The following is a 20,597-nucleotide window of genomic DNA, read 5'->3' as shown; positions in this document are numbered from 1 at the left end:
TCATTCTCCTCTCACGCCGCTTGAATCTGGCAGAGGGTCACCTTGCCCTCGTGCATGCCTGTCACCGGATCGTAGCCGTACGACGTGATCGTGTTCACGCTTTCGCCGAGAACGATCGGATCGGCACCCTTCGGATATTTCGAGCGCTGATCGACGCCCTGGAACCAGCCGGAGAAGTGGAAGGGCATAAAGGCGACACCCTTGCCGACGCGATCGGTGACCAGCGCCTTGACGCGGGCCTTCGATCCGTTTTCCGGACCGAACACCCAGACCCAGCCGCCGTCCTTGATGCCGCGCTCAGCCGCGTCGGACGTGTTCACTTCAACAAACATGTCCTGCTGCAATTCGGCCAGCCAGCGATTCGACCGTGTTTCTTCGCCGCCGCCTTCGTATTCCACGAGGCGCCCGGACGTCAGGATGATCGGAAACTGCTTGGCGAGTCCCTTGTCCACCGCGGCCTTCTGAATCGAGAAGCCGAGATTGGCCACACGGAACTGACGCCCGTCAGGCCGTGTCGGATATTTCGACACGAGGTCAGGCCGCGCCGTGTAGATCGGTTCGCGATGAACCGGCACCGGGTCCGGAAGGTTCCACGCCACCGCGCGTGCTTTGCCGTTCCCGTACGCCATCACCCCGTGCTCCATCGTGACGCGGATAATGCCGCCGGACAGATCGACCGCCCAGCCCACGCCGTCCGGATTGTTACCGCCGATCTTGTTGATGGTGGCGAGCTCGGCTTCGGTGAGATCCTTGTCCCAGCCAAGTTTCTTCAGAACGCCATAGGTGAATTCGGGATAACCGTCGGTCAGTTCCGAGCCCTTGCTGTAGGACCCCTCGGCGAGAAGATTGACCTTCTTCACCGAACCGTCGGGCTGTTTCTCCTCGTAGACCACACCGAAGCGCGCGCGGAACGTACCGCCGCCATCCTTCACATGAAGATTGGTGTTGTAGAGCGTATGGGTTCCCGGATGCTTGACCTGCGGCGTGCCCCAGCATGGCCATGGCAGGCCGTAGTAGTCGCCGCCGATATCCGGCTCATCCGCCTTGGCGCGCAGCGTGACGAGATCGAACTTGCCTTGATTCTTCATATGCGCCTTCAGGCGCTCGGGCGACTGGCCGGAGTACCCGGTGGAGAAGCCGCCGCGGTTGATCTCGCGCAGAAGGTCTTCCGGAACAGGACGCTCGTTCTCGACCTTGATGTTCTTGAACATCAAATCGGCGAAGCCGAGCTTCTTGGCAAACCGGTAGATAATTTCGTAGTCGTCCTTGGATTCAAACAGCGGCTTGACGACCTGCTCGCCCCACTGCAACGAGCGGTTGGACGCGGTCCGCGAGCCCGATGTCTCGAACTGGCTGCATGCCGGCAGCAGATAGGTGCCGTTCTTGCGATCCGAGATCGCGGCAAATGTCGTCGGATGCGGGTCCGCGACCACCAGCAGTTCGAGCGCCTCAAGGCCTTTCACCATTTCGGTCATGCGCGGGATGGTGTTACCGCCATGCCCCATGATGAACACGCCCTTCAGCGTATCGCGCTGATCGACGTCGTCAGGCTTGGCAAGCGTCGCATCGAACCAGCGTGTCCATGGAATGCCCGGCAATTCCATATTCTGTTTGCGCGTACGGGCCGGACGGCCGGCCTTGGCCGGCACTTCATCGAAGCGGCTCTGCAGGTAGTCATAATCGACTTCCCAGACACGAGCCCAGTGCTTCCAGGCGCCTTCGACAAGACCGTAGTAGAGTGGCAACGACGTGATATCGAGGCCGATATCGGTCGCACCCTGCACATTGCAGTGACCGCGGAAGATATTCGCGCCCGTGCCGTAAGAGCCGACGTTACCGGTTGCGAGGAGAAGGTTGCAATAGGCGCGGACATTGGCGGTGCCGACAGTGTGCTGCGTGCCGCCCATGCACCAGATGAACGTGGCCGGCTTCTGTTTGGCAAAGGTCTCAGCCACCTTCTTCAACTGCTCGCCGGGAATGCCGGTGACGCGCTCAACCTCGTCCGGCGTCCATTTTGCGACTTCGGCGCGAATCTGGTCCATGCCGTAAACGCGCTGGGCGATGAACTGCTTGTCTTCCCAGCCGTTGTTGAAAATGTGGTGCAGCATGCCCCAGATCACGGCGATGTCGGTGCCGCCGCGGAAGCGGACATACTCCGTCGCGTGTGCGGCGGTGCGCGTGAACCGCGGATCGAGCACAAAGACGTTGGCCCGGTTGATTTCCTTGCCGGTCAGGATGTGCTGCAGCGACACAGGATGTGCTTCGGCCGCATTCGATCCCATGAAGATGATGGTCTTGGAATTGCGGATGTCGTTATAGGAATTGGTCATGGCGCCGTAGCCCCATGTATTCGCGACACCGGCGACCGTGGTCGAGTGGCAGATACGCGCCTGATGGTCGATCGAATTGGTGCCCCAGAACGCGGCGAACTTGCGGAACAGATAGCCGCCTTCGTTGGAGAACTTCGCCGAACCGAGCAGGTACATCGAATCGGCGCCGGACTTGGCGCGGATTTCGAGCATCTTGTCGCCGATCTCGTTGACGGCCTGATCCCACCCGATCCTCTGCCACTCGCCATTGACGAGTTTCATCGGGTATTTCAGCCGGCGGTCACCGTGAACCAGTTCACGGACCGACGCCCCCTTGGCGCAATGCGAACCGCGATTGATCGGGCTGTCCCAGGCCGGCTCCTGCCCGACCCAGACACCGTTCTGCACTTCGGCGATGACGGTGCATCCCACCGAGCAGTGCGTGCAGATGTTCTTTTTGACCTCGGTCGGCGCGCCAACAATCATCGGCCCGGCCTGCGACTTGCGCACCGATCCGAGCGGCGACAGTCCAATCGCTGCACCCGCGCCCGCCACCAGACCGGAGCGGCGCAGAAATGTGCGGCGATCGAGGACACCGGAAGCCAGTCCGGCGGCGATGCCCTGCATCCGCGCGCGTCCCGCCGATCCATCTTTTCGCTTGATCAACATGTGCGTGCTTCCATCAATAACGGTTGACGCGATAGAAATTCTTGACGTCCGGCGCATCGGCCTTGTAACGGGCCTTGACGCGCTCGGCCTGCGACTCATCGGCTTCAGCTTCGGTGGAGACCGGCACGATGGCCGCGGCCGCGACGGCCGATCCGCCCATCATGAAAAATCGGCGGCGATCGAGTCCTGGCGCCTTGCCGTGGCCCGCTTGCGTTTTCGCTTTGGATGGCTTGCTCATAGCGATCTCCTTCCAATCGATTCCATTTCGCCTGCCGCTACTCGGACAGCGTGAAGGCTTCAGATTCCAGTTCCATGAAGACGCGGCCCACACGACCGACAGCGCGGTAGAATTTTGCAGAATTCTGCATCTCAAGGTCGGCAAACATGCGCGCCGCCCACGGCTTCAGATGGCGCTCGAAAAACCGGACCTGTGCGGCAAAGTCGGCATCGAACTCCCCGCGCGCGAGACCGGCCATGACTTCAAGCAGGATCGCGATGTGATCCTCGGGATCACGCGACGATCCCGCCCGCTCAATTCCGAGCAGATCGAAATCCTCGCGGACACGCGAGAGCGGGCGTTCGTGAAGAAAGCCGGTGAGGTAGTACGAGGCATAGGGCAGCAACTCGCCGCGCCCCAGACCGATGAAGAGATCAAAAAATTCCCTGGCAGCGGCGCTCTCGGTCACATCCGCAGCCGCCTCCGCCAGTTCGACATGCGCCATGCCGAGATCGGAAGCGTCGCCCTTGAGCGTTGCGACACGCGCGAGCGTTTGCGCATCCGGGGCCTTGCCGAGCAGCAATGCGAGCAGGCCATACTCCGCGCTGCGGAGTTGATCAATTTCGTCAATGCTGGACATCGACGGCACATCAACCTCCGCTGATCCGTAGAGATCGGGACGAAGGATGAAACGTGGAACGCGCGTCAGCGTTTCAATGGTCAGCACGCGCTCTGCTGGAATACGCGACCAGGCCGATATCGAGGGCTGGGAAATGCCAACAGCTCTCGCCAGCGCTGCAACGCCGCCTGCTGCCTTGATCGCTTGCTCTAATCCGGAATCGCGCATGGTACGAACCGAGTTCCCCCATCCGTGCCCTAAAACGAGGCATTCTTGTTTACTAGAACTGTTCTAGTTCTAAATTTGTAGCATAGGCTTGTCCTATGTCTCGAAAACTTTTGTCTAAAGCCTTGGTTTTGCAGTGCCATGTCGTCGCACCTTTTGCTGCGATGCGGCGGATTCGGCGTCCTGCTCGTGCCCTGAATCGTCAAACGGGGCACCTTCAGCCTCCTCGCCACTGGCAGCCTGCGGAATGGAATTTGCCGACAACCGCACGGACTCCGGCGGCAATGCCGGCACTGGATTTTGCATTTCAGCACCGCCGGTGTCCGCATCGGCCACCGCTTCAGGAGGCGGTGCAGCGCTGTCCTGTGCATGGTGCACCGCCGGATCACTGCCCATGATCTGCAGAACCATCTTTGCGACATCGGTGCCGGCTGCCAGTTCGCCGTGTCCGGGCACACCCCCGGGCGAATTCCAGTCATATGCGTAGTCGAGCGCGGGATTGACGTAGTTGCGGATCGCCGGATCCAGCGCCCAGGATTTTCTCAGCGCCGCGTTTCGCAAACTCTCGGGCACTCCCTTGCGCAAGAACCCGGTGATGTCGGTTTTTTCCGTGATCTCGTCCAGCTTCGGCAGGCTTGAGAGATCGAATTGCGTGTCTTCATCTTCTGGAACAATAGAGCGAGGGCTGCCTCCCGCCTCGTCAGCCGGCTTTTCTGCCGCGTTATCGCCCTCAGGCTGTTTCGCTTCCTGTTTGCGCTGCGACCAGCGTGAAAGAAAACTCTTCCCGTTGTCTTTCTCGTCCTGGCTCATACGTCGTCCCTCCATCCTCCGGACGAACCTTCACCTGGACCTTCACTTGGCCTGCGACCCGCTTTCGCCTTGTCGCGCTTGCGCTTGTGGAACACCTGTTCGACGTGAAATTCGTCGACAAATGCAGCGATCCACGCCGCAACATCCGGAGGCATCGGCACTGTCCCAATGACATCGGTGCCGCTTTCAAACATCGCCTCGCCTTCGGTCGGATCGGCGGTCACCTTTGTCAGTTCAAGCTCCGCACCGCCGTCCTGACGCCGCAGCGCAACCCAGATGCGCGGCTCGCCATCCGCAAGATTGTCGCGGTAGTTCGCCGTGTCGGCGCTGAAGAGATCGAGAGTCGCGCGGCCCGCATAATACAGGACGGCATCAGGCTCGTGCGACAGGACTGTCCATGGCGCGGTCGAAGGGACGTCTTCGAGAATAGTCACCGGCGACCAGATGTGGTCGACCCACGGATTGTCGATTGCACGGCGGCGCAGCACCACACCGACTTCACGGGACGTCTCGGTCATGACCGTTGCTGATCCTCCCGTTACAAATGATTCACGCGACGTTTGCCGCGGACGCCAGCGGCAGCCCCGCGACAAGATTCTGCGGCTTCAGACGAACGATTTTGTCTGAATCCATCGCCAGAATGAGATAGACCGGCTTGTTTCCAACACGTCCGTCGACAACGCGGGCGTCCTCAAACGTCAGGCGCATCAGGGCGACGATCCGCTCGGCGGCATGCGCGCCCGGCGTGTCGCCATTCCAAAGTGCATTGCCGATTCGGGTGCCCTCACCATCGAGGCCGATGAACCAGCGCCAGTCACGATCCTCGATGGAAGCCATCGGTTCGACCGTCACCACAACACCCATGAGATGCGCGATCCAGCGCTCGATCACCCGGCAGAGCGCATCGCGCGCTTTCGGATTGCCGCCCAGGTTCATTACCATCGCATGGGCGTCAGACCGTGACCAATAGGTCCAGGCATTGTTGTCGTCCATCACATCCATTTCGCCGAAGGCCTGCGGCTGAAGCATCGCCGTCAGTGGAGACGTATGAAGATCCTGCTGGGCGCGATGCTGCGCCTCGACCACTTCGGCATCCGCCAGCAACAACGCGCCTTCGTGAACCGTCGCCTTTTGACTACGATAGAACAGCTCGGCGGCGCGCAGCATATAGGGATCCTCGCAACCCTCGAGGGCGTTGCGCAGAATCAGATGGCACAACTGCGACAGAAAGATCGGCGGCAAATCACTGGTGCCTTTGCGCGCCAGCGAGACAAAAACAGCCTCGAGCGACGGAGCCGCAAGAATCCTGTCACGGAAGGCGATCATGAAGGTCCAGTTCTCGCGGGCGTCGGCATCGGCGAGCGCGGCAATCTCGGCCTTGGTCACCGGACGAAATGGATCGGCAAGCAGCCCGGCATGCAGGTTGCGCTCGGCATCGCAGGCGTCATCGGGCGGCATCAGTTCCGGCCGCGCCAGATAGGCCATGATCAGTTCGGGTGTCGCAAGCAGCCCGCCGTGATCGGCACGACGTGTCAGGTGGTGACCCGAAGCGACCCAGAATTCTCTCATGTCCGCTCCGTCTTCGTAAGGCCGAGGAGATCGACGTCCTCGGCCGGTTCTTCGCCTTCAACTTCGTGAAAGGTAAAGGCCGGGGCATGGCGATGCAATTGATCCCCGCCCGGCCCGGTCGGACGCGGCTTCAAGGTCCGGAAGCGCTCGCGGATTTCCCCGTTCTCAACGGAACGCTGCACCGCCAGGATCGTCTGGGGCGCATGGTCGCACAGCGAGGATGCAAATGCGACTTCCTCCCCGGCGGCAGCGCGCGCGGCTTCCATGTCTGGCGCGCCAAACTTCGCCAGAAGCTGCGCCGCGAGCCGCTCGACAATCTCGGACCTCTCGGCCTCCGTCGCCTCGGTGACAACCGCAAGCGTGGACCAGCCGAGACTGTCGATCCCAAGAAACCCGGACCGCAGCGCCACCCTCTGCTTTTGGCCCAAGGTCGCCGGATCGCGATCCCAGAACACGAATGCGCCCGACACCGCCCATTCGCCCGGCTCCGCCGCCCGCTCGAACACGAACGTATCTGACGGATCGAGCCTGATCGTGCGCGGAAGTTTCAGCATCCGCCTCACCCCAGTTTCGGAGCGCGATAGTCCGGATCGTACCACGCGGCCTTGGCCAGCGCATCGACAAGGCCGGTTCGCGTCACCGGTCCCTTTGCTCCAGGAATCCTGATGAGCAGGTCGCCGTTGGTGTCGATCCCGCGCTGCTCGTCGCCGCCCTTTCCGGACAGACGGCTGAGATAGTCACGCGCCACCGGGTCGAACCCCTGCTCGTTCCATTGATCGAATGCTGTCAGAAGGTGACGGGCGAAACTGCCGATCATCGCTTCGGTATCGACCATTTCAAAACCTTCGTTCAGCAGCGCAACTCCGCTCGCGGCTTCGGTCTCGCCAACCTGCGCCATATCCGCGGCGCGCAGCATCACGCCGAACACCAGCCAATCCGGAACCTCACTTTCCCGGCAGGCCGCCGGCCAGCCAAGCCGCCCGCCGCCCAGTATTCCGCCATCGAACAGGATCGTATCGGGCCAGATGAACTGGACCTGCCGCTCCGGCGGACAATGAACCGCAATCGCGTCCGCAGTCGCGTTCATGCCTGCAAAAAACGCGCGGCGTGCGGATAGCAGCGGTTCGTCCGGCTCCAGAACCACGGCGAATTCGACCAGATCGTAACGCCGGACCCAAACCAGCGTCCCGGCTCCGGCCTCCGAAGCGATGCTGCAGCCATGGGCGAACGCATCACCATGCTCGCGGAGCGGGACGAGTGTGTAGCCTGGAGGCAGATCGAGCAGCTTTTCCGCCTGCGCCGCGCGCGAAACCGTCATCGTAGAAAATTTCCCTAAGCTCTTTGTATTTGGGCAGTCTATGCTATCCCGGTCAAGGCATTGCGATGCTTGCGCAAGTCCTTGCCGTGACACCATATGATTGACATCACCACTCCTAGCAGACGCCAAGGGTCAAGGTTGCAGATCATGAACAGCGCGAAGACCCGCCTTCTGGTTTGCAGTTGCGAAAAGACCATACCGCTCGATACGCAGGCGATCGGGCGCGGCTGCACGGCGAAAATGACGCGGGCTGACCAGCTCTGCGGCGCCGATCTCGGCGAGTTCAAGGCGGCCCTCGCCGAGGGTGAAGCGATAACGGTGGCCTGCACGCAGGAAGCGCCGCTGTTCAAGGAGACCGCCGAGGATTTTCCGCAAGTTCCGCTCACATTCGTTAACATTCGCGAGACCGGCGGCTGGTCGAAGGATGCTGAGGCGGCCGGACCAAAGACCGCGGCGCTCATTGCCGCGGCGGCGGAAGAGATGCCGCCCATCTCGCTTGTGACGCTCGAGAGCAACGGCGTCGTGCTGATCTACGGCCGCGACGAGGTGGCCATCAATGCAGCGAAACGTCTCGCCGATCGCCTCGACATCACGGTGGTTCTGACAAAGCCGGGCGATCTTGCGCCACGCGCGGTGAACGAATTTCCGGTGGTGAAAGGCACGATCCGCAACGCGCGAGGCTATCTCGGGAAATTTGAACTCGCGATTGACGATTATGCGATCCCCTCGCCTTCGTCCCGCGACAAATTGCTGTTCGGCATGGCGCACGACGGCGCGACCTCGACATGCGATGTCATTCTCGATGTCAGCGGCGGTCTGCCGCTGTTTCCGGCGCATGAATTGCGGCCCGGCTACCTGCGCGCCGATCCGCGCGACCCTGCCTCCGTCGAACGCGCAATCATGGACGCCGGAAACCTTGTCGGAACATTCGACAAGCCGCGCTTCATCCATTTCGAAGAATCCCTCTGCGCGCATTCGCGCTCGAATATCACCGGCTGCACGCGATGCCTCGATCAGTGCCCGACCGGCGCGATTGTGCCGAACGGAAATGCTGTTGCGATTGATCCATTTATATGCGCGGGGTGCGGCTCCTGCGCGTCGGTTTGCCCGACCGGCGCCGCATCCTATGCACTGCCGAGCGCCGACGCGCTGATGCGCCGCCTTCGCACGCTCTTGCAGACCTATCGCAAGGCCGGCGGCGAACAGGCGATTGTGCTTTTTCATGACGGCGATCACGGCGAGCCGCTGATCGAGGCACTCGCACGATTCGGCGACGGCCTGCCCGCCACCGTGCTCCCGGTTCGCGTCAACGAGGTGACGCAGCTTGGGCCGGAATCCCTTGCGGCGGTCTTTGCCTATGGCGGCGCGGGTGTTGCGCTTCTGTTGCGCGCACAGCCCCGGCACGAAACAGCCGGGCTGCGCAGCAGCGCGCAAATGTCCGGAACGATCGCCGCCGCGCTTGGCTTCGGCGAAGACCTCGTTCGCATTCTGGAAACCGACGATCCGGATGAGTTGCGCGCAATGCTCGACGCCATACCGCTCGCGACCGCGTCACCAGCACCTGCGACGCTGATTCCGCGCGGCGCCAAACGCGGCGTCATGGAAACCTTGTTCCGCGAACTTCAACTTGCGGCACCCGCTCCCATCGATTCCGTGCCGCTTCCGCGCGGCGCTCCGTTTGGCGGCGTCCAACTGAACGTCGAAGGATGCACCCTGTGCCATGCCTGCGTCACCGCATGTCCAACGCATGCGCTTTCGGATAATCCCGACCGCGCCATGCTGCGGTTTACGGAAAGCCTGTGCGTTCAGTGCGGTCTGTGCGAGGCGACCTGCCCGGAAGATGTCATCACACTGGAGCCGCGCCTCGACTTCCAGGCCTGGAATGCACCGCTCCGTGTCCTGAAAGAAGAAGAGCCCTTCCACTGCATCGCCTGCGGCACACCGTTCGGCACAAGGAGCTCGATCGAGCGCGTGCTGTCGAAATTGCAGGACAAGCACTGGATGTTCCAGGGCACCAACGCGCGGCGGCTCGACGTGATCAAGATGTGTTCAGATTGCCGTGTCGAAGCCGCTGTCAACGAGGGATTCGATCCGCATTCCGGACCGCAGCGCCCGCCGGTCATGTCGACCGAGGACTATCTGCGTGCGCAGACCATCAAGAAGAACGATCCATTTGGATCGCAATAATCCGAAGCGCGGGACGCGCAACCGGCCGGGAGATCGCATTTGTCCGTCGCTCGCACCATACCGCATCCGCCTGCGACCTCGAAGGCCGCGGGAATTCCCGGCGTCAAGCACGTCATCGCCGTCGCATCCGGCAAGGGCGGCGTCGGCAAGTCCACTACCTCTTGCAACCTTGCGCTCGGCTTCGCATCGCTGGGGCTGAAAGTCGGCATTCTCGACGCAGATATCTACGGACCGTCGCAGCAGAAGCTGTTCGGTCTGCGCGGCAAGCCGCGGATGCTCGGTCCCCGTATGCTGGAGCCGCTGGAACGCTTCGGCGTCAAGGTCATGTCGATCGGCTTTCTGGTCGAGGAAGACAACGCCATGGCCTGGCGCGGACCGATGGTGATCTCCGCCGTCACGCAGATGCTGCGCGAGGTGGCGTGGAACGACCTCGACGTTCTCGTCGTCGATCTCCCGCCCGGAACCGGCGATGCGCAACTCACCATGGCGCAGCAGGCGCCCCTCGCAGGCGCCGTGATCGTCTCGACGCCGCAGGACATCGCCTTGATCGACGCACGCCGCGGAATCGAGATGTTCAACAAGGTCAACATCCCGATCCTTGGCCTGATCGAAAACATGGCGAGCTTCTGCTGCCCGGCCTGCAATCACGTCACGCCGATTTTTGGCCACGGTGGCGCGCGGCTTGACGCGGAACGGCAGGGTATTCCCTTTCTCGGAGAAATCCCGCTCGATATGGCGATCCGCCAGACCTCCGACGAAGGACGCCCGATTGTTGCCATTGATCCTGAAGGCGTGCATGCGAAGCACTATATCGGTATCGCGCGCCAGCTCTGGACATCCATCACCACCGGCGCGGCGGCCAAACCTGCGCCGCGCATCGTGATCGAGTAAATCATGACCGGAACACTTCGAGCCAAACCGGAAACCGAAGGCAGCGACCAGCGCTTGCCGCGGGTGATGCCCGATCCGAACAATCCGCGGCTGACCGAACGTGTGACCGGCATTGACCAGACCGGCGCGCCTGTCGAGATCAGTGTGCCGGTCGAACGTCCGCTGACCCTGTACCTGAATTCGCAGGAGATCGTCACCATGATGACGATCAACGACTATCCGGAATATCTGGCCCTGGGTTACCTGCTCAACCAGAACATGCTCAGGCCGGACGATACGGTGACCGAGGTCGTTTATGACGACGATCTCCAGGTCGTCGTTGTCTACACCGAACGCGGCACCAATTTCGAACAGAAGCTGAAAAAGAAGACGCTCACCTCCGGCTGCGCGCAGGGCACCGCGTTCGGCGACCTGATGGAAGCCATCGAAGGCGCGACGCTTCCCGAAGCCGAATTGCGGACGTCATGGCTCTATCAGATGACCCATGCGATCAATACCGCACCTTCGCTCTATCTCGAAGCAGGCGCCATCCACGGCTGCGTTCTGTGCAAGGAGGGCGAGCCGATCTGCTACATGGAGGATGTCGGGCGTCACAACGCCGTCGACAAGATCGCAGGCTGGGCGTGGCGTCACAAGGTCGATACCGCCGACAAGATCATGTACACGACCGGACGCCTCACCTCGGAGATGGTGATCAAGACAGTGCGCATGGGAATTCCCATTCTGGTGTCGCGCTCCGGCTTCACCGCATGGGGCGTTCAGCTTGCGCGGCAGGTCGGACTGACCCTTGTCGGGCGCACCAAGGGCAAGCGCTTCATCGCGCTCTCGGGCCAACAGCGGATCGTGTTCGACCAGAATCTGGAATTCGTCGCCGAGGAGTCCGCCCGGCATCGGCGCAAGGGCAGCGATGATGACTGACGACCGTCCGTCAACTCTTGGCGTTTTGCTTGCCGGCGGACTCGCGCGGCGTATGGGGGGCGGCGACAAGCCGATGAAGACCATCGGCGGGCGCACCATTCTGGAGCGCGTCATCACGCGCCTTGCGCCACAGTGCGACGGACTCATTCTGAACGCCAATGGCGATCCATCACGCTTTGCGTCATTCGGACTTCCAGTCGTCGCGGATACGGTTGAGGGATTCGCAGGACCGCTCGCCGGTGTCCTCGCGGCCCTCGACTGGGCCGCCGCGCACAGGCCGGATATCGAGTGGGTGCTCTCCACCGCGACAGATTGCCCATTCCTGCCCCGCAATCTTGTCGCGCGGCTGCAGCAAGCGCGAATTGAAGAACAGGCGCAACTCGCCGTCGCGTCGTCTGGCGATCAGACCCATCCTGTCATCGGGCTATGGAATGTCGCGCTCCGCGGCGAATTGCGTCACGCGCTGGTCGTGGAAGACATTCGCAAGATCGACCGGTGGACGGCGCGTTACAAACTGGCGACGGTCAACTGGCCGGTCGTGCCGCTCGATCCTTTCTTCAATGCCAACACGGTTGAGGATATCGCGGAAGCAGACCAGCTTGCCGCGCTGGATGATCGCGCCTGATATGGATTACGCCGGGCGAAAGCCCGCCTGTTCCAGCGCGTTCCGAACCTCTGCCGAATGAAGGGCGTCGAGAAACGCCCGGACGGCAGGACGCTGCTTCCGCGCGGTCACAAGCGCAAAATCGTAGTGCTCGTCGGCGAAGGGAATAAATCCGAGGCCCGCCGCGCGTGCGACCGGCGCGATGGTCATTCCCCAATCGGCGCGATTTTGCGCCACGGCCGCCGCCACCGCATTGTGTGAACGCGGCTGATTCCAGTATCCATCGGGGCGCGCCTCTCCCAGCAGGCGGTCGATCAGGATGCGCGTCCCCGCGCCCTGATTGCGGTTGACCATCAGGCATGATGGATCGTTCAGCGCGGCACGCACGGCGTCTTCCGCACCCAGACCTTCAAAGCGAATATCGCCCGCGCGGAATACGATGCCCTGCATACGGCGATAGCCCGGCACAAGTTCAAGGCCATCGACGAGAAACGGAACGTTGTAAGTGTCGGTTTTCTCGTCGAGCAGATGGATCGGTGCGAGATCGCATTCACCGCGCCGCGCCGCCGACAGCCCGCCGAGACTCCCCACCGAAATCGAACGCACTGACAGGCCGGCCCGCGCCAGCGGCGCCGTCACGAGGTCGAGCCCGGTACAATGGCTCCCGACAATCACCAGATCCGGCACCCGCACATGCGGCGTGAACAGCGTCACCTCGGCGTCGGTGCCCGCGGGCATCTGCTCGGCGAGCGCCTCGATTTTCAGAAACCCGTCGGCCTGGGCAAATGACGTGATTGCTCCGGAACCCTTGCCGGTCGGATACGCGATCAAGCCGGCGTCACCCTCGACCAGTGACACCATCACGAATTCCGTGCGGCCCAATTCCGACGCAATCCGCACCGGCACCTTCGCCATCACGCGCGCATCATTCCGCGGCGGCAGGCCCGCAAGGCGACGCAGCACGGGCACGATCATATCGTGGAAGGTGAACATCGCAGAAGTTGGAAAGCCTGGCAGAATGACGACCGGTTTTCCGTCACACACCGCGAGACACAGTGGCTTGCCCGGTTTCAGCGCCACGCCATGCGCAATGATTCCGGGCTCACCGAGTTTCGAGACAATGCGATGGGACACATCGCCCTCGCCCTTCGACGTCCCACCGGACAGGATCAGCATGTCGCTTGTCGCCAGTGCCTGGCGCATGACCGCTTCGAGCTTTACCGCGTCATCGGGAAACGCACCCAGAAAAGACGCTTCCCCACCATTCTCCGACACCGCCGCCGTCACGATCGCGCCATTGGTATCGAAAATCGCAGCGGGCCGCAGCGGCTGACCCGGCTGCACCAGTTCGTCGCCGGTCGAGATGATCGCAACACGCGGCTTGCGCACCACGGACACGCGCGCGACGCCGGACGCCGCCAGCATGCCGATTTCGCGTGACCCGATTAGCGTCCCCGCGCGCAGCAAAATTTCACCGCGTGCAATATCGGATCCCGCATAGGAGACGAACTGGCCGGGCGAGGCCGCGCGGCGAATCTCGATCGCACTGTCGCCGGCGGGGTGCGTATGCTCGACCATCACAACAGCGTCGGCGCCGCGTGGAACGGGACCGCCTGTTGCAATCGGCGTCGCTGTGCCCCGCGTCACCGGCAAATGCGGTGCCGTGCCGCACGCAATCACCTCATCGTTCAACGTCAAACGAACCGACACTGCTTCGCCCGCAGTAGCAATATCCGCGGAACGGACCGCGAAGCCATCGACATTGGAGCGATCGAACGGTGGGACATCGACGGCGGCGACAATATCGGTTGCGGTCACAAGGCCAAGGGCGGCGGCGAGGTCCAGTTCCTCGGCAGCAAGATGGCGCGGAAACAACGCAGCCTCGAAACGGGCAAGCGCCTCCTCACGCGACAGGATGGTCAGGAACTGATCCTGCTCGACGCTCGATTTGGTTGACGGCGCCATCGGTTCGGTCATCTCGATCTCATATCTCGCGAAGAGAAAACGCGCCAACTGGCGCACCGGCCGCGTAACCTTCGCTGTCTCCCGGCACGGCCATCCAGGCATCGGCGCGTGTCATGGCATCCAGCGAAAGCTGCCCCGCGGCAATCGGCATCCAGGCCTCACCCGCCTGTTCCAGCAATACGACCTCTGTCATGCCAACAGTGGACGAAATCTTGCGCGCAAGCGGACGGATGACTTTGTGGCGGGGTCCACGTCCAGTAAGCAGGTCCAGCGCCGGTTGAACCAGAGTCAGACAAATGGACAACGCCTGATCGGGCGCTCCAGGCGCAGCGATCACGGGCCTTGAACCGATCTTTCCGACAGCCGCTGTGCGTCCCGGCTGCAGCGCGAGTCCGTGAGCAAGTCTGGCCCCGCGCGTGACCAGTGCTTCGATCGCCGCATCCCCGCGGCCGAGGCCGGTGCCGCCAACAGTCACGAGCAGGTCGCAGTCCGCCTTGCTAATCAAGGCTGAAATAGCGGCTGCGTCACGCCCTTTAGTTTGCAGACCAACCGTCCGTGCACCGGCGCTTTCCGCAAACTCCAGAACGAACTGCGACGATGCCGTACTGCCGTCTGTCGCTGCGACATCAATTACGCATACGCGCGGCGAGCGAACCTGGAGACGATTGTTTCCGGCCACACGCGCAACAAGCTGGTCTAGAGGCCTTATGCGCGTGCCCTGCACGACAATCGAACGCCCGGCGGCGATATCGTCTCCGGCCCGGCGAACACCCTGACCCGGCACCGCTTCGGCGAGTACCTGAAATATCGGGCCGATCTGCTCGGTCATGTCGGCATCGAGCACGCAGTCACAATGCTCCGGCAATCGATCACCCGCCTCGACCCATACCGGCGCGGATGTCAAAGCCACCGGTGAGTATGACGAAGCGCCTGCAATATCGCTCGCGCGCAGTGCCCATCCATCGGAGACCGCGACGCTGAACGCCGGATGTGCTTCTCGCTGTGGCGCATTCACGGCAGCCACACGCCCAACGGAGTCCGCGAGCGACCCATCCATAGGCTCAACAGGCCCTGTCCCATCCAGCAGCAACCGAAGGGCGGCGTCGAGCGGGGTCAGTGCAGCCGGAAGACGCTGTGTCATTTTGACGCCCGATGAAGCCCCGTCGCAGCGCAGGATGCTGCTTTGCGGCAGGGAACGATCTCAGTCATGGGACATTGAGGAGGAGATTTCATTCGTCGTTTTATTGCCGGGAGGCCGACATGCGTTCTCAACTTATCGCAGCCGTTTGTGCGGGACTGTTCGTTGCGACACCATTGCTCGCGCAAACTCCAACGTCAAAGAGTGACAAGGCTGAGACGAGTTGTAACACGCCGTCATCAGCCGCATCCTCCGACCATGCCAGAAACACCACGGGAACTTCAACGGGGATCGAAAAGAGCGCGATCCTGCCGTCCGCCGGCGGACATGCCGATTCCGCCGCTCCCACGGTGCAGAGCGACGGCAAGCCGATGGAGGTGCGGCCGGATTGCCCGCCCGAACAGAAGAAATAGGACAGCCCCAACCGGGGCATCCCATATGCTTCAGGACGCTTTCTTCTCGGCGTTCGGGAAGAACAGTTGCTTGCCATTGACCTTGTAGGCAGCGATGGCGCCCTGCCCCTCGGGTGATGTCAACCAGTCGATGAAGCTCTGGCCGAGTTCTTTCTTCACCGCCGGATGCTTCTCCGGATTGACCAGAATGACCCCATACTGGTTGAACAACCGCTTGTCGCCTTCAACGGCGATCACGAGATCGCCCGGGTTCTTGAACGAGAGCCATGTGCCGCGGTCGGAAACGACATAGGCATTCATCGCGCCCGCCGTATTCAGCGCCGCCCCCATTCCCTGCCCGATCTCGCGATACCACGGCCCTTTCGCCGCCGCGATATCGACACCTGCCTGTTTCCAAAGTGCGAGTTCTGCTGAATGCGTGCCGGACTTGTCACCGCGCGACACGAACGGCACCGCTTTTGCCTGAATGGTTTTCAGCGCCGCGACAATATCCTTCGATCCGTTGACGCCAGCGGGATCGCTTTTAGGTCCGATCAAGACGAAATCATTGTACATGACGTCGAACCGCTTCACGCCATGGCCTTCGGCGACGAATTTTTCCTCCTGCGCTTTCGCGTGAACGAAAACGACATCAGCGTCACCACGGCGCGCGGTATCGAGGGCCTGTCCCGTTCCTTGCGCGATCACCTTCACTTCGATTCCGGTTTTGGCCTTGAACAGAGGCAGGATGTGGCCGAACAGGCCAGAGTCCTGTGTGGAGGTGGTCGAAGCAACCACGATTGATTTGTCCTGCGCGGAAGCCGGCGCGGCGAACGCCGCCAACAATGACAGTGCAAGAGCAAGCGAAGCATATCGGCGCTGCATGATGTATTCCTTTTCAGAGTTCAGACGACAAGATCGCCGCGCACGAAGGCCGCGGCCTCCGGCGTGGATGGGGTTTTCAGAAAATCCTCAGTGGGCGAATGTTCGCGTACCGTGCCGCGCACCATGAATACGACCTCTCCCGCGAGCCGCCGCACCTGGCCCAGATCGTGTGAGGCCATGACGATCTTGATGCCCGACTGCGCGGCCTGACGGACGATCTCCTCGACGCTGCGCGTGGCGGCGGGATCGAGACTCGCTGTCGGCTCGTCGAGCAGCAGCAGTTCGGGGTCGCGGGCCAAAGCGCGGGCCAGAGCGAGACGCTGCTGCTCGCCTCCGGAAAGACGGCGTGCAGGACGCATCGCCAGGTCCAAGAGCCCCACCCGCTCGAGCAGTTCAGCGGTGCGCGTAGCCAGTTTCTCGCGCGGATAATTCGCGTGGGTCAATCCATATGCGACATTGGCCGCCGCGGTCCGGCGCAGCATCACCGGCCGCTGGAACACGAACGCGCGGCGGTCCGGTTTGGTGTCGGCGCGGCCTCCCCAGGTGATGCGTCCTTCACTGGGTTCGATCAATCCCATGCACAGGCGCAGCAGGGTGCTCTTGCCCGCGCCGTTCGGACCAATCACAAATGTAGGTGAGCCGGAAGTCAGGGTGAGGCTGAGACGATCGAGGATCGTCGTCGCTCCGGAGCGAACCGTGACGCGATCGCACATGACAGGAAGATCGGTCACCGGCGCGCGCATGGTCATCCCGCCTGCCGTTCGGACCAGACTCGCGCACCCCACGCCGCGGCGTTGATCGCAAGAACGATAACCACCAGGACCATTCCCAGACCGAGCGCAAGCGGCAGGTTGCCCTTCGACGTCTCGAGCGCAATCGCTGTGGTCATGGTGCGGGTGAAGCCGTCGATGTTGCCGCCGACGATCATCACGGCGCCGACCTCCGCAGCCGCCCGCCCAAATCCCGCAAGGAGCGCCGTCAGCAGGCTGAACCGCGCATCCCATAAGAGTGTCGTGATCCGACCGAGCGGACCGACATCCATCGCCGAAAGCTCGTCGCGGTATTCGGTCCAGAGATCGTCAATGGTCTGGCGCGTCAGGGCAGCGATGATCGGCATGATCAGGACGGCTTGCGCGATGACCATTGCCGTCGGCGTGAACAGGACGCCGAGATCGCCGAGCGGTCCGGAACGCGACAGTAAAAGGTAAACCGCAAGACCGACCACGACCGGCGGCAACCCCATGAATGCGTTGACAAGCACGACAACCGCGTCTCGCCCGGGGAAGTGCGTCAGCGCCAGCCATGCGCCAAGCGGCAGACCGACAAGGGCCGCAAGTGCGACCGCGGAAAGGCTGACAGCCAGCGACAATTTCACGATGGCAAACAGGGCTGCGTCGCCACCCGCGATCAATTGCCAGGCACTCAGCCCGTCCAGCATGATTTTCCTCCGACATGCTTTGTCCTGCATATTTTTCCGGCATGTCAATCATTTGAAAAAGAACAGGAATATGCATACAAATGCAGGATGGAGCTTCTAACTACGAGCGAGGCATCGGAATACCTGCGTCTCGGAGAGCGCAAGCTCTACGAGCTGGTGGCGGACGGCGCGATCCCTTGCACCAAGGTCACCGGCAAATGGCTCTTTCCCCGAGATGAGCTTGACCGATGGGTTCTTGCGGGATTGATGCGACCGGCCGGCATGGCGCATGCGGACGTTCCCTTGATCGTCGGCGGAAGTCAGGATGCTTTGCTGGAATGGTGCCTGCGCGAGTCCCGCTCGGGCCTTGCGACCCTTGTTGAAGGAACGGAAAGCGGCGTTGGCCGTGTACTGCGTGGCGAAGCGATCGCGGCAGCGATCCACTTCCACTCCGATGACGACGCGAAAGATGCCGGCGACGACGCCAATGTCACGGCGGTGCGCGCAATGGCCGGTTTGCATGATGCCGTACTGGTGGGATTCGTCCGGCGCGAGCAGGGTCTTCTGCTGCAACCGGAAAATCCCAAAAACCTGGCAAGCATCGCCGATGTTGTTGCATCCGGCGTCACGATGGCTGTACGGCAGCCGGGCGCAGGCGCGCAGATGCTGCTCGATGTGCTTCTGAAACGGAACAATGCCACGCTGAAGGATCTGCGGCGGCTCGATCAACCCTGCCTCACTGGGCCCGATCTCGCCACGGCGGTTCGCACCGGCAAGGCCGATTGCGGCATTGCGACGCGCGCGGCGGCAAAGGCCGCAGGTCTCGACTTCGTTCCCCTGCTCTGGGAAAACTTCGATCTGTTGATGCGCCAGCGCTCTTACTTCAAGCCGTCGCTGCAGGCGCTGACCCGCTTCATCTCGCAGCCGTCACTTCAGCAGCGCGCGAATGACCTCACAGGCTACGACACAGCGCCTGCGGGACAAATCCGCTATTTCGCCTGACGACTGAACCTCCTTTCCCTGCTGACGTTTATCGAAACTGGTTTTCGTGCTTCGATAGGTTCAGCCTTCAAGAGATCGCAGTCCAGGGAACCCTTTGTGCGAGACGTTGCCCGTCACGGCCTAGCAACTCGAATCCGCCTGCCGCTCGTTGCCGGCGCGGTTGTAGCCATGCTTTACGTGCCGCCTGCTCTTGCCCAGTTGCGCGGACACGGCGGGCCGGTTCGCGCACTGGCTGTATCTCCGGACGGACAGACGCTGCTATCGGGAAGTTTCGACGGCAGCGCAATCCGCTGGTCGCTTGGCCGCGATGCCGCCGAGCAGGTTCTGCGATTCCATGCCGACGCCGTCAACGCCACCGCCCTGCTCGCCGATGGACGCGCCGCAACGGCGGGCGCCGATGGACGCATCGCGATCTGGACTCCGGGCAAACAGCAACCTGACAGTGTCCTTGAAGGTCACACCGCGCCGATTGTGGCGCTGGCGCTCTCGCCGGACGGCGCAACGCTTGCGTCGGCATCATGGGATCATACCGTGCGGCTGTGGCCGCTCGCCGGCGGCGCGCCGCGTGTGCTCGAGGGCCACACCCAGAACGTCAACGGCGTGACTTTCAGCGCAGACGGCAAGTTCCTGATCAGCGCCAGCTATGACCTGACGGTTCGCATCTGGCCGCTCGACAGATCAACCTCGCCAGCCATTGTCACACTGCCTTCACCGCTAAATTCTGTCGCCGTATCCAGCGACGGCGAGATCGCCACCGCCGGCGCTGACGGGAAAATCTACTTTCTCGACAGTTCGGGCAAATCTCGCGGCGAGGTTGCCGCCGGTTCAATCCCGGTGATTGCGATGGCACTCTCCCGGGACGATGCGCTGCTTGCCGCGGCGGACGTCAGGGGATCCGTCGCGATCATCGACCGCAAGGCGCGGACGCTGGTGCGCCGGCTGGTTGGACCCGGACTTCCGGTGTGGTCGGTCGCGTTCATGCCGGACAATGGCACACTTATCACCGGCGGCGCCGACAGCATGATCCGGCGCTGGAATGTCCGCACGGGTGAGCCGATCGGAGCCGCCATCCAGGAAAGCCCCAACGATCCGCTCGCGGCCTATGCGGGCGACCGCGGCGCCGAGGTTTTCCGTGCGTGCATCGCCTGCCACACGCTTGCGCCGGATCAAGGCAACAAGGCCGGCCCGACATTGTCAGGAATTTTTGGGCGACGAATTGCAACCTTGCCGGGTTACAATTTCTCGGAGCCGCTGAAGAAGCTCGATATCGTCTGGACACCCGAGACCGTATCCCGGCTTTTTGAAATCGGACCCGCGGCCTATACGCCCGGCACCAAAATGCCCGAACAGATCATCGGCTCGGACAAAGACCGTCAGGCGTTGGTGGAATTTCTCGCGCGGGTGACGAAGAGATAGCTCCGCCCCGTCCATACAGCGGCGATCTTGACGAGGATCGCGATCG

19 protein-coding genes and 1 pseudogene are annotated in these 20,597 nt (G+C 62.2%); 7 read left to right on the top strand and 13 right to left on the bottom strand.

Going from position 1 to position 20,597, the window contains the following annotated elements:
* Positions 1 to 11: 11 nt before the first annotated feature.
* The 8 genes from HMPREF9696_RS20595 to HMPREF9696_RS20560 form a co-directional block, all read right to left on the bottom strand.
* Positions 12 to 2,978, bottom strand: coding sequence for a formate dehydrogenase subunit alpha (locus HMPREF9696_RS20595; RefSeq protein WP_002714993.1), 2,967 nt, complete (start codon positions 2,976 to 2,978; stop codon positions 12 to 14).
* Positions 2,979 to 2,991: 13 nt separating this feature from the next.
* Positions 2,992 to 3,216 carry a hypothetical protein gene (locus HMPREF9696_RS20590; protein WP_002714992.1) on the bottom strand — a complete coding sequence of 75 codons (225 nt, stop codon included), beginning with the start codon at positions 3,214 to 3,216 and terminating at the stop codon, positions 2,992 to 2,994.
* A gap of 37 nt (positions 3,217 to 3,253) precedes the next feature.
* On the bottom strand, positions 3,254 to 4,042 hold the full coding sequence (locus HMPREF9696_RS20585) for a Cro/CI family transcriptional regulator (protein ID WP_002714991.1): 789 nt from the start codon (positions 4,040 to 4,042) through the stop codon (positions 3,254 to 3,256).
* 114 nt (positions 4,043 to 4,156) lie between these two features.
* Positions 4,157 to 4,849, bottom strand: coding sequence for a DUF3306 domain-containing protein (locus HMPREF9696_RS20580; RefSeq protein WP_002714990.1), 693 nt, complete (start codon positions 4,847 to 4,849; stop codon positions 4,157 to 4,159).
* Entirely contained in the window at positions 4,846 to 5,367 is a 522-nt protein-coding gene (locus HMPREF9696_RS20575) for a DUF3305 domain-containing protein (RefSeq protein WP_002714989.1), read from the bottom strand. Before HMPREF9696_RS20575 ends, HMPREF9696_RS20580 begins: the two co-directional genes overlap by 4 nt.
* Before the next feature lie 31 nt (positions 5,368 to 5,398).
* Positions 5,399 to 6,418, bottom strand: coding sequence for a DUF6352 family protein (locus HMPREF9696_RS20570; RefSeq protein ID WP_002714988.1), 1,020 nt, complete (start codon positions 6,416 to 6,418; stop codon positions 5,399 to 5,401).
* Positions 6,415 to 6,972: a DUF6505 family protein gene (locus tag HMPREF9696_RS20565; RefSeq protein WP_002714987.1), complete on the bottom strand. Its 558-nt coding sequence runs from the start codon at positions 6,970 to 6,972 to the stop codon at positions 6,415 to 6,417. The genes HMPREF9696_RS20570 and HMPREF9696_RS20565 overlap by 4 nt, the downstream gene beginning before the upstream one ends.
* 5 nt (positions 6,973 to 6,977) lie before the next feature.
* On the bottom strand, positions 6,978 to 7,736 hold the full coding sequence (locus HMPREF9696_RS20560) for a biotin/lipoate--protein ligase family protein (protein ID WP_002714986.1): 759 nt from the start codon (positions 7,734 to 7,736) through the stop codon (positions 6,978 to 6,980).
* 147 nt (positions 7,737 to 7,883) lie between these two features.
* On the opposite strand from HMPREF9696_RS20560, the gene HMPREF9696_RS20555 reads away from it, so the two are divergent.
* The 4 genes and pseudogenes from HMPREF9696_RS20555 to mobA all read left to right on the top strand — a co-directional run bounded on the left by HMPREF9696_RS20555 (position 7,884) and on the right by mobA (position 12,357).
* Complete coding sequence (locus HMPREF9696_RS20555) at positions 7,884 to 9,923, top strand: 4Fe-4S binding protein (protein WP_002714985.1); 2,040 nt, start codon at positions 7,884 to 7,886, stop codon at positions 9,921 to 9,923.
* An 18-nt stretch (positions 9,924 to 9,941) separates the two neighbouring features.
* A pseudogene (locus tag HMPREF9696_RS20550) lies at positions 9,942 to 10,814 on the top strand (Mrp/NBP35 family ATP-binding protein); the annotation flags it as partial.
* A 66-nt stretch (positions 10,815 to 10,880) separates the two neighbouring features.
* Complete coding sequence (locus tag HMPREF9696_RS20545; RefSeq protein WP_430642324.1) at positions 10,881 to 11,732, top strand: formate dehydrogenase accessory sulfurtransferase FdhD; 852 nt, start codon at positions 10,881 to 10,883, stop codon at positions 11,730 to 11,732.
* Complete coding sequence (mobA, locus tag HMPREF9696_RS20540) at positions 11,722 to 12,357, top strand: molybdenum cofactor guanylyltransferase MobA (RefSeq protein WP_002714982.1); 636 nt, start codon at positions 11,722 to 11,724, stop codon at positions 12,355 to 12,357. The genes HMPREF9696_RS20545 and mobA overlap by 11 nt, the downstream gene beginning before the upstream one ends.
* A gap of 6 nt (positions 12,358 to 12,363) precedes the next feature.
* Here mobA and HMPREF9696_RS20535 read toward each other — a convergent pair whose 3' ends face one another.
* Together HMPREF9696_RS20535 and HMPREF9696_RS20530 are read right to left on the bottom strand one after the other, a co-directional pair.
* Positions 12,364 to 14,313, bottom strand: a complete 1,950-nt coding sequence (locus HMPREF9696_RS20535) for a molybdopterin biosynthesis protein (protein WP_002714981.1) — start codon at positions 14,311 to 14,313, stop codon at positions 12,364 to 12,366.
* Between the two features lie 7 nt (positions 14,314 to 14,320).
* Entirely contained in the window at positions 14,321 to 15,442 is a 1,122-nt protein-coding gene (locus tag HMPREF9696_RS20530) for a molybdopterin-binding protein (protein ID WP_040301697.1), read from the bottom strand.
* A gap of 119 nt (positions 15,443 to 15,561) precedes the next feature.
* Here HMPREF9696_RS20530 and HMPREF9696_RS21465 point away from each other — a divergent pair, with 119 nt between their 5' ends.
* Entirely contained in the window at positions 15,562 to 15,852 is a 291-nt protein-coding gene (locus HMPREF9696_RS21465) for a hypothetical protein (protein WP_002714979.1), read from the top strand.
* Positions 15,853 to 15,882: 30 nt separating this feature from the next.
* Here HMPREF9696_RS21465 and HMPREF9696_RS20525 read toward each other — a convergent pair whose 3' ends face one another.
* From HMPREF9696_RS20525 to HMPREF9696_RS20515, 3 genes are read right to left on the bottom strand one after another with little or no spacing between them, the layout of a single operon-like run.
* Entirely contained in the window at positions 15,883 to 16,716 is an 834-nt protein-coding gene (locus tag HMPREF9696_RS20525; RefSeq protein WP_002714978.1) for an ABC transporter substrate-binding protein, read from the bottom strand.
* A gap of 20 nt (positions 16,717 to 16,736) precedes the next feature.
* Entirely contained in the window at positions 16,737 to 17,429 is a 693-nt protein-coding gene (locus HMPREF9696_RS20520) for an ATP-binding cassette domain-containing protein (protein ID WP_430642323.1), read from the bottom strand.
* A 32-nt stretch (positions 17,430 to 17,461) separates the two neighbouring features.
* Positions 17,462 to 18,154 (bottom strand): ABC transporter permease, encoded by a 693-nt coding sequence (locus HMPREF9696_RS20515; protein WP_002714976.1) that lies wholly within the window; start codon positions 18,152 to 18,154, stop codon positions 17,462 to 17,464.
* Positions 18,155 to 18,241: 87 nt separating this feature from the next.
* On the opposite strand from HMPREF9696_RS20515, the gene HMPREF9696_RS20510 reads away from it, so the two are divergent.
* A complete protein-coding gene (locus HMPREF9696_RS20510; protein ID WP_002714975.1) occupies positions 18,242 to 19,135 on the top strand; it encodes a substrate-binding domain-containing protein in 894 nt (297 codons plus the stop codon).
* A 168-nt stretch (positions 19,136 to 19,303) separates the two neighbouring features.
* Complete coding sequence (locus HMPREF9696_RS20505) at positions 19,304 to 20,551, top strand: c-type cytochrome (protein WP_002714974.1); 1,248 nt, start codon at positions 19,304 to 19,306, stop codon at positions 20,549 to 20,551.
* Positions 20,552 to 20,597 lie beyond the last annotated feature (46 nt).

Source organism: Afipia clevelandensis ATCC 49720, from assembly GCF_000336555.1.
Taxonomy (GTDB): domain Bacteria; phylum Pseudomonadota; class Alphaproteobacteria; order Rhizobiales; family Xanthobacteraceae; genus Afipia; species Afipia clevelandensis.
This window is presented reverse-complemented; position numbering and strand designations above follow the sequence as displayed.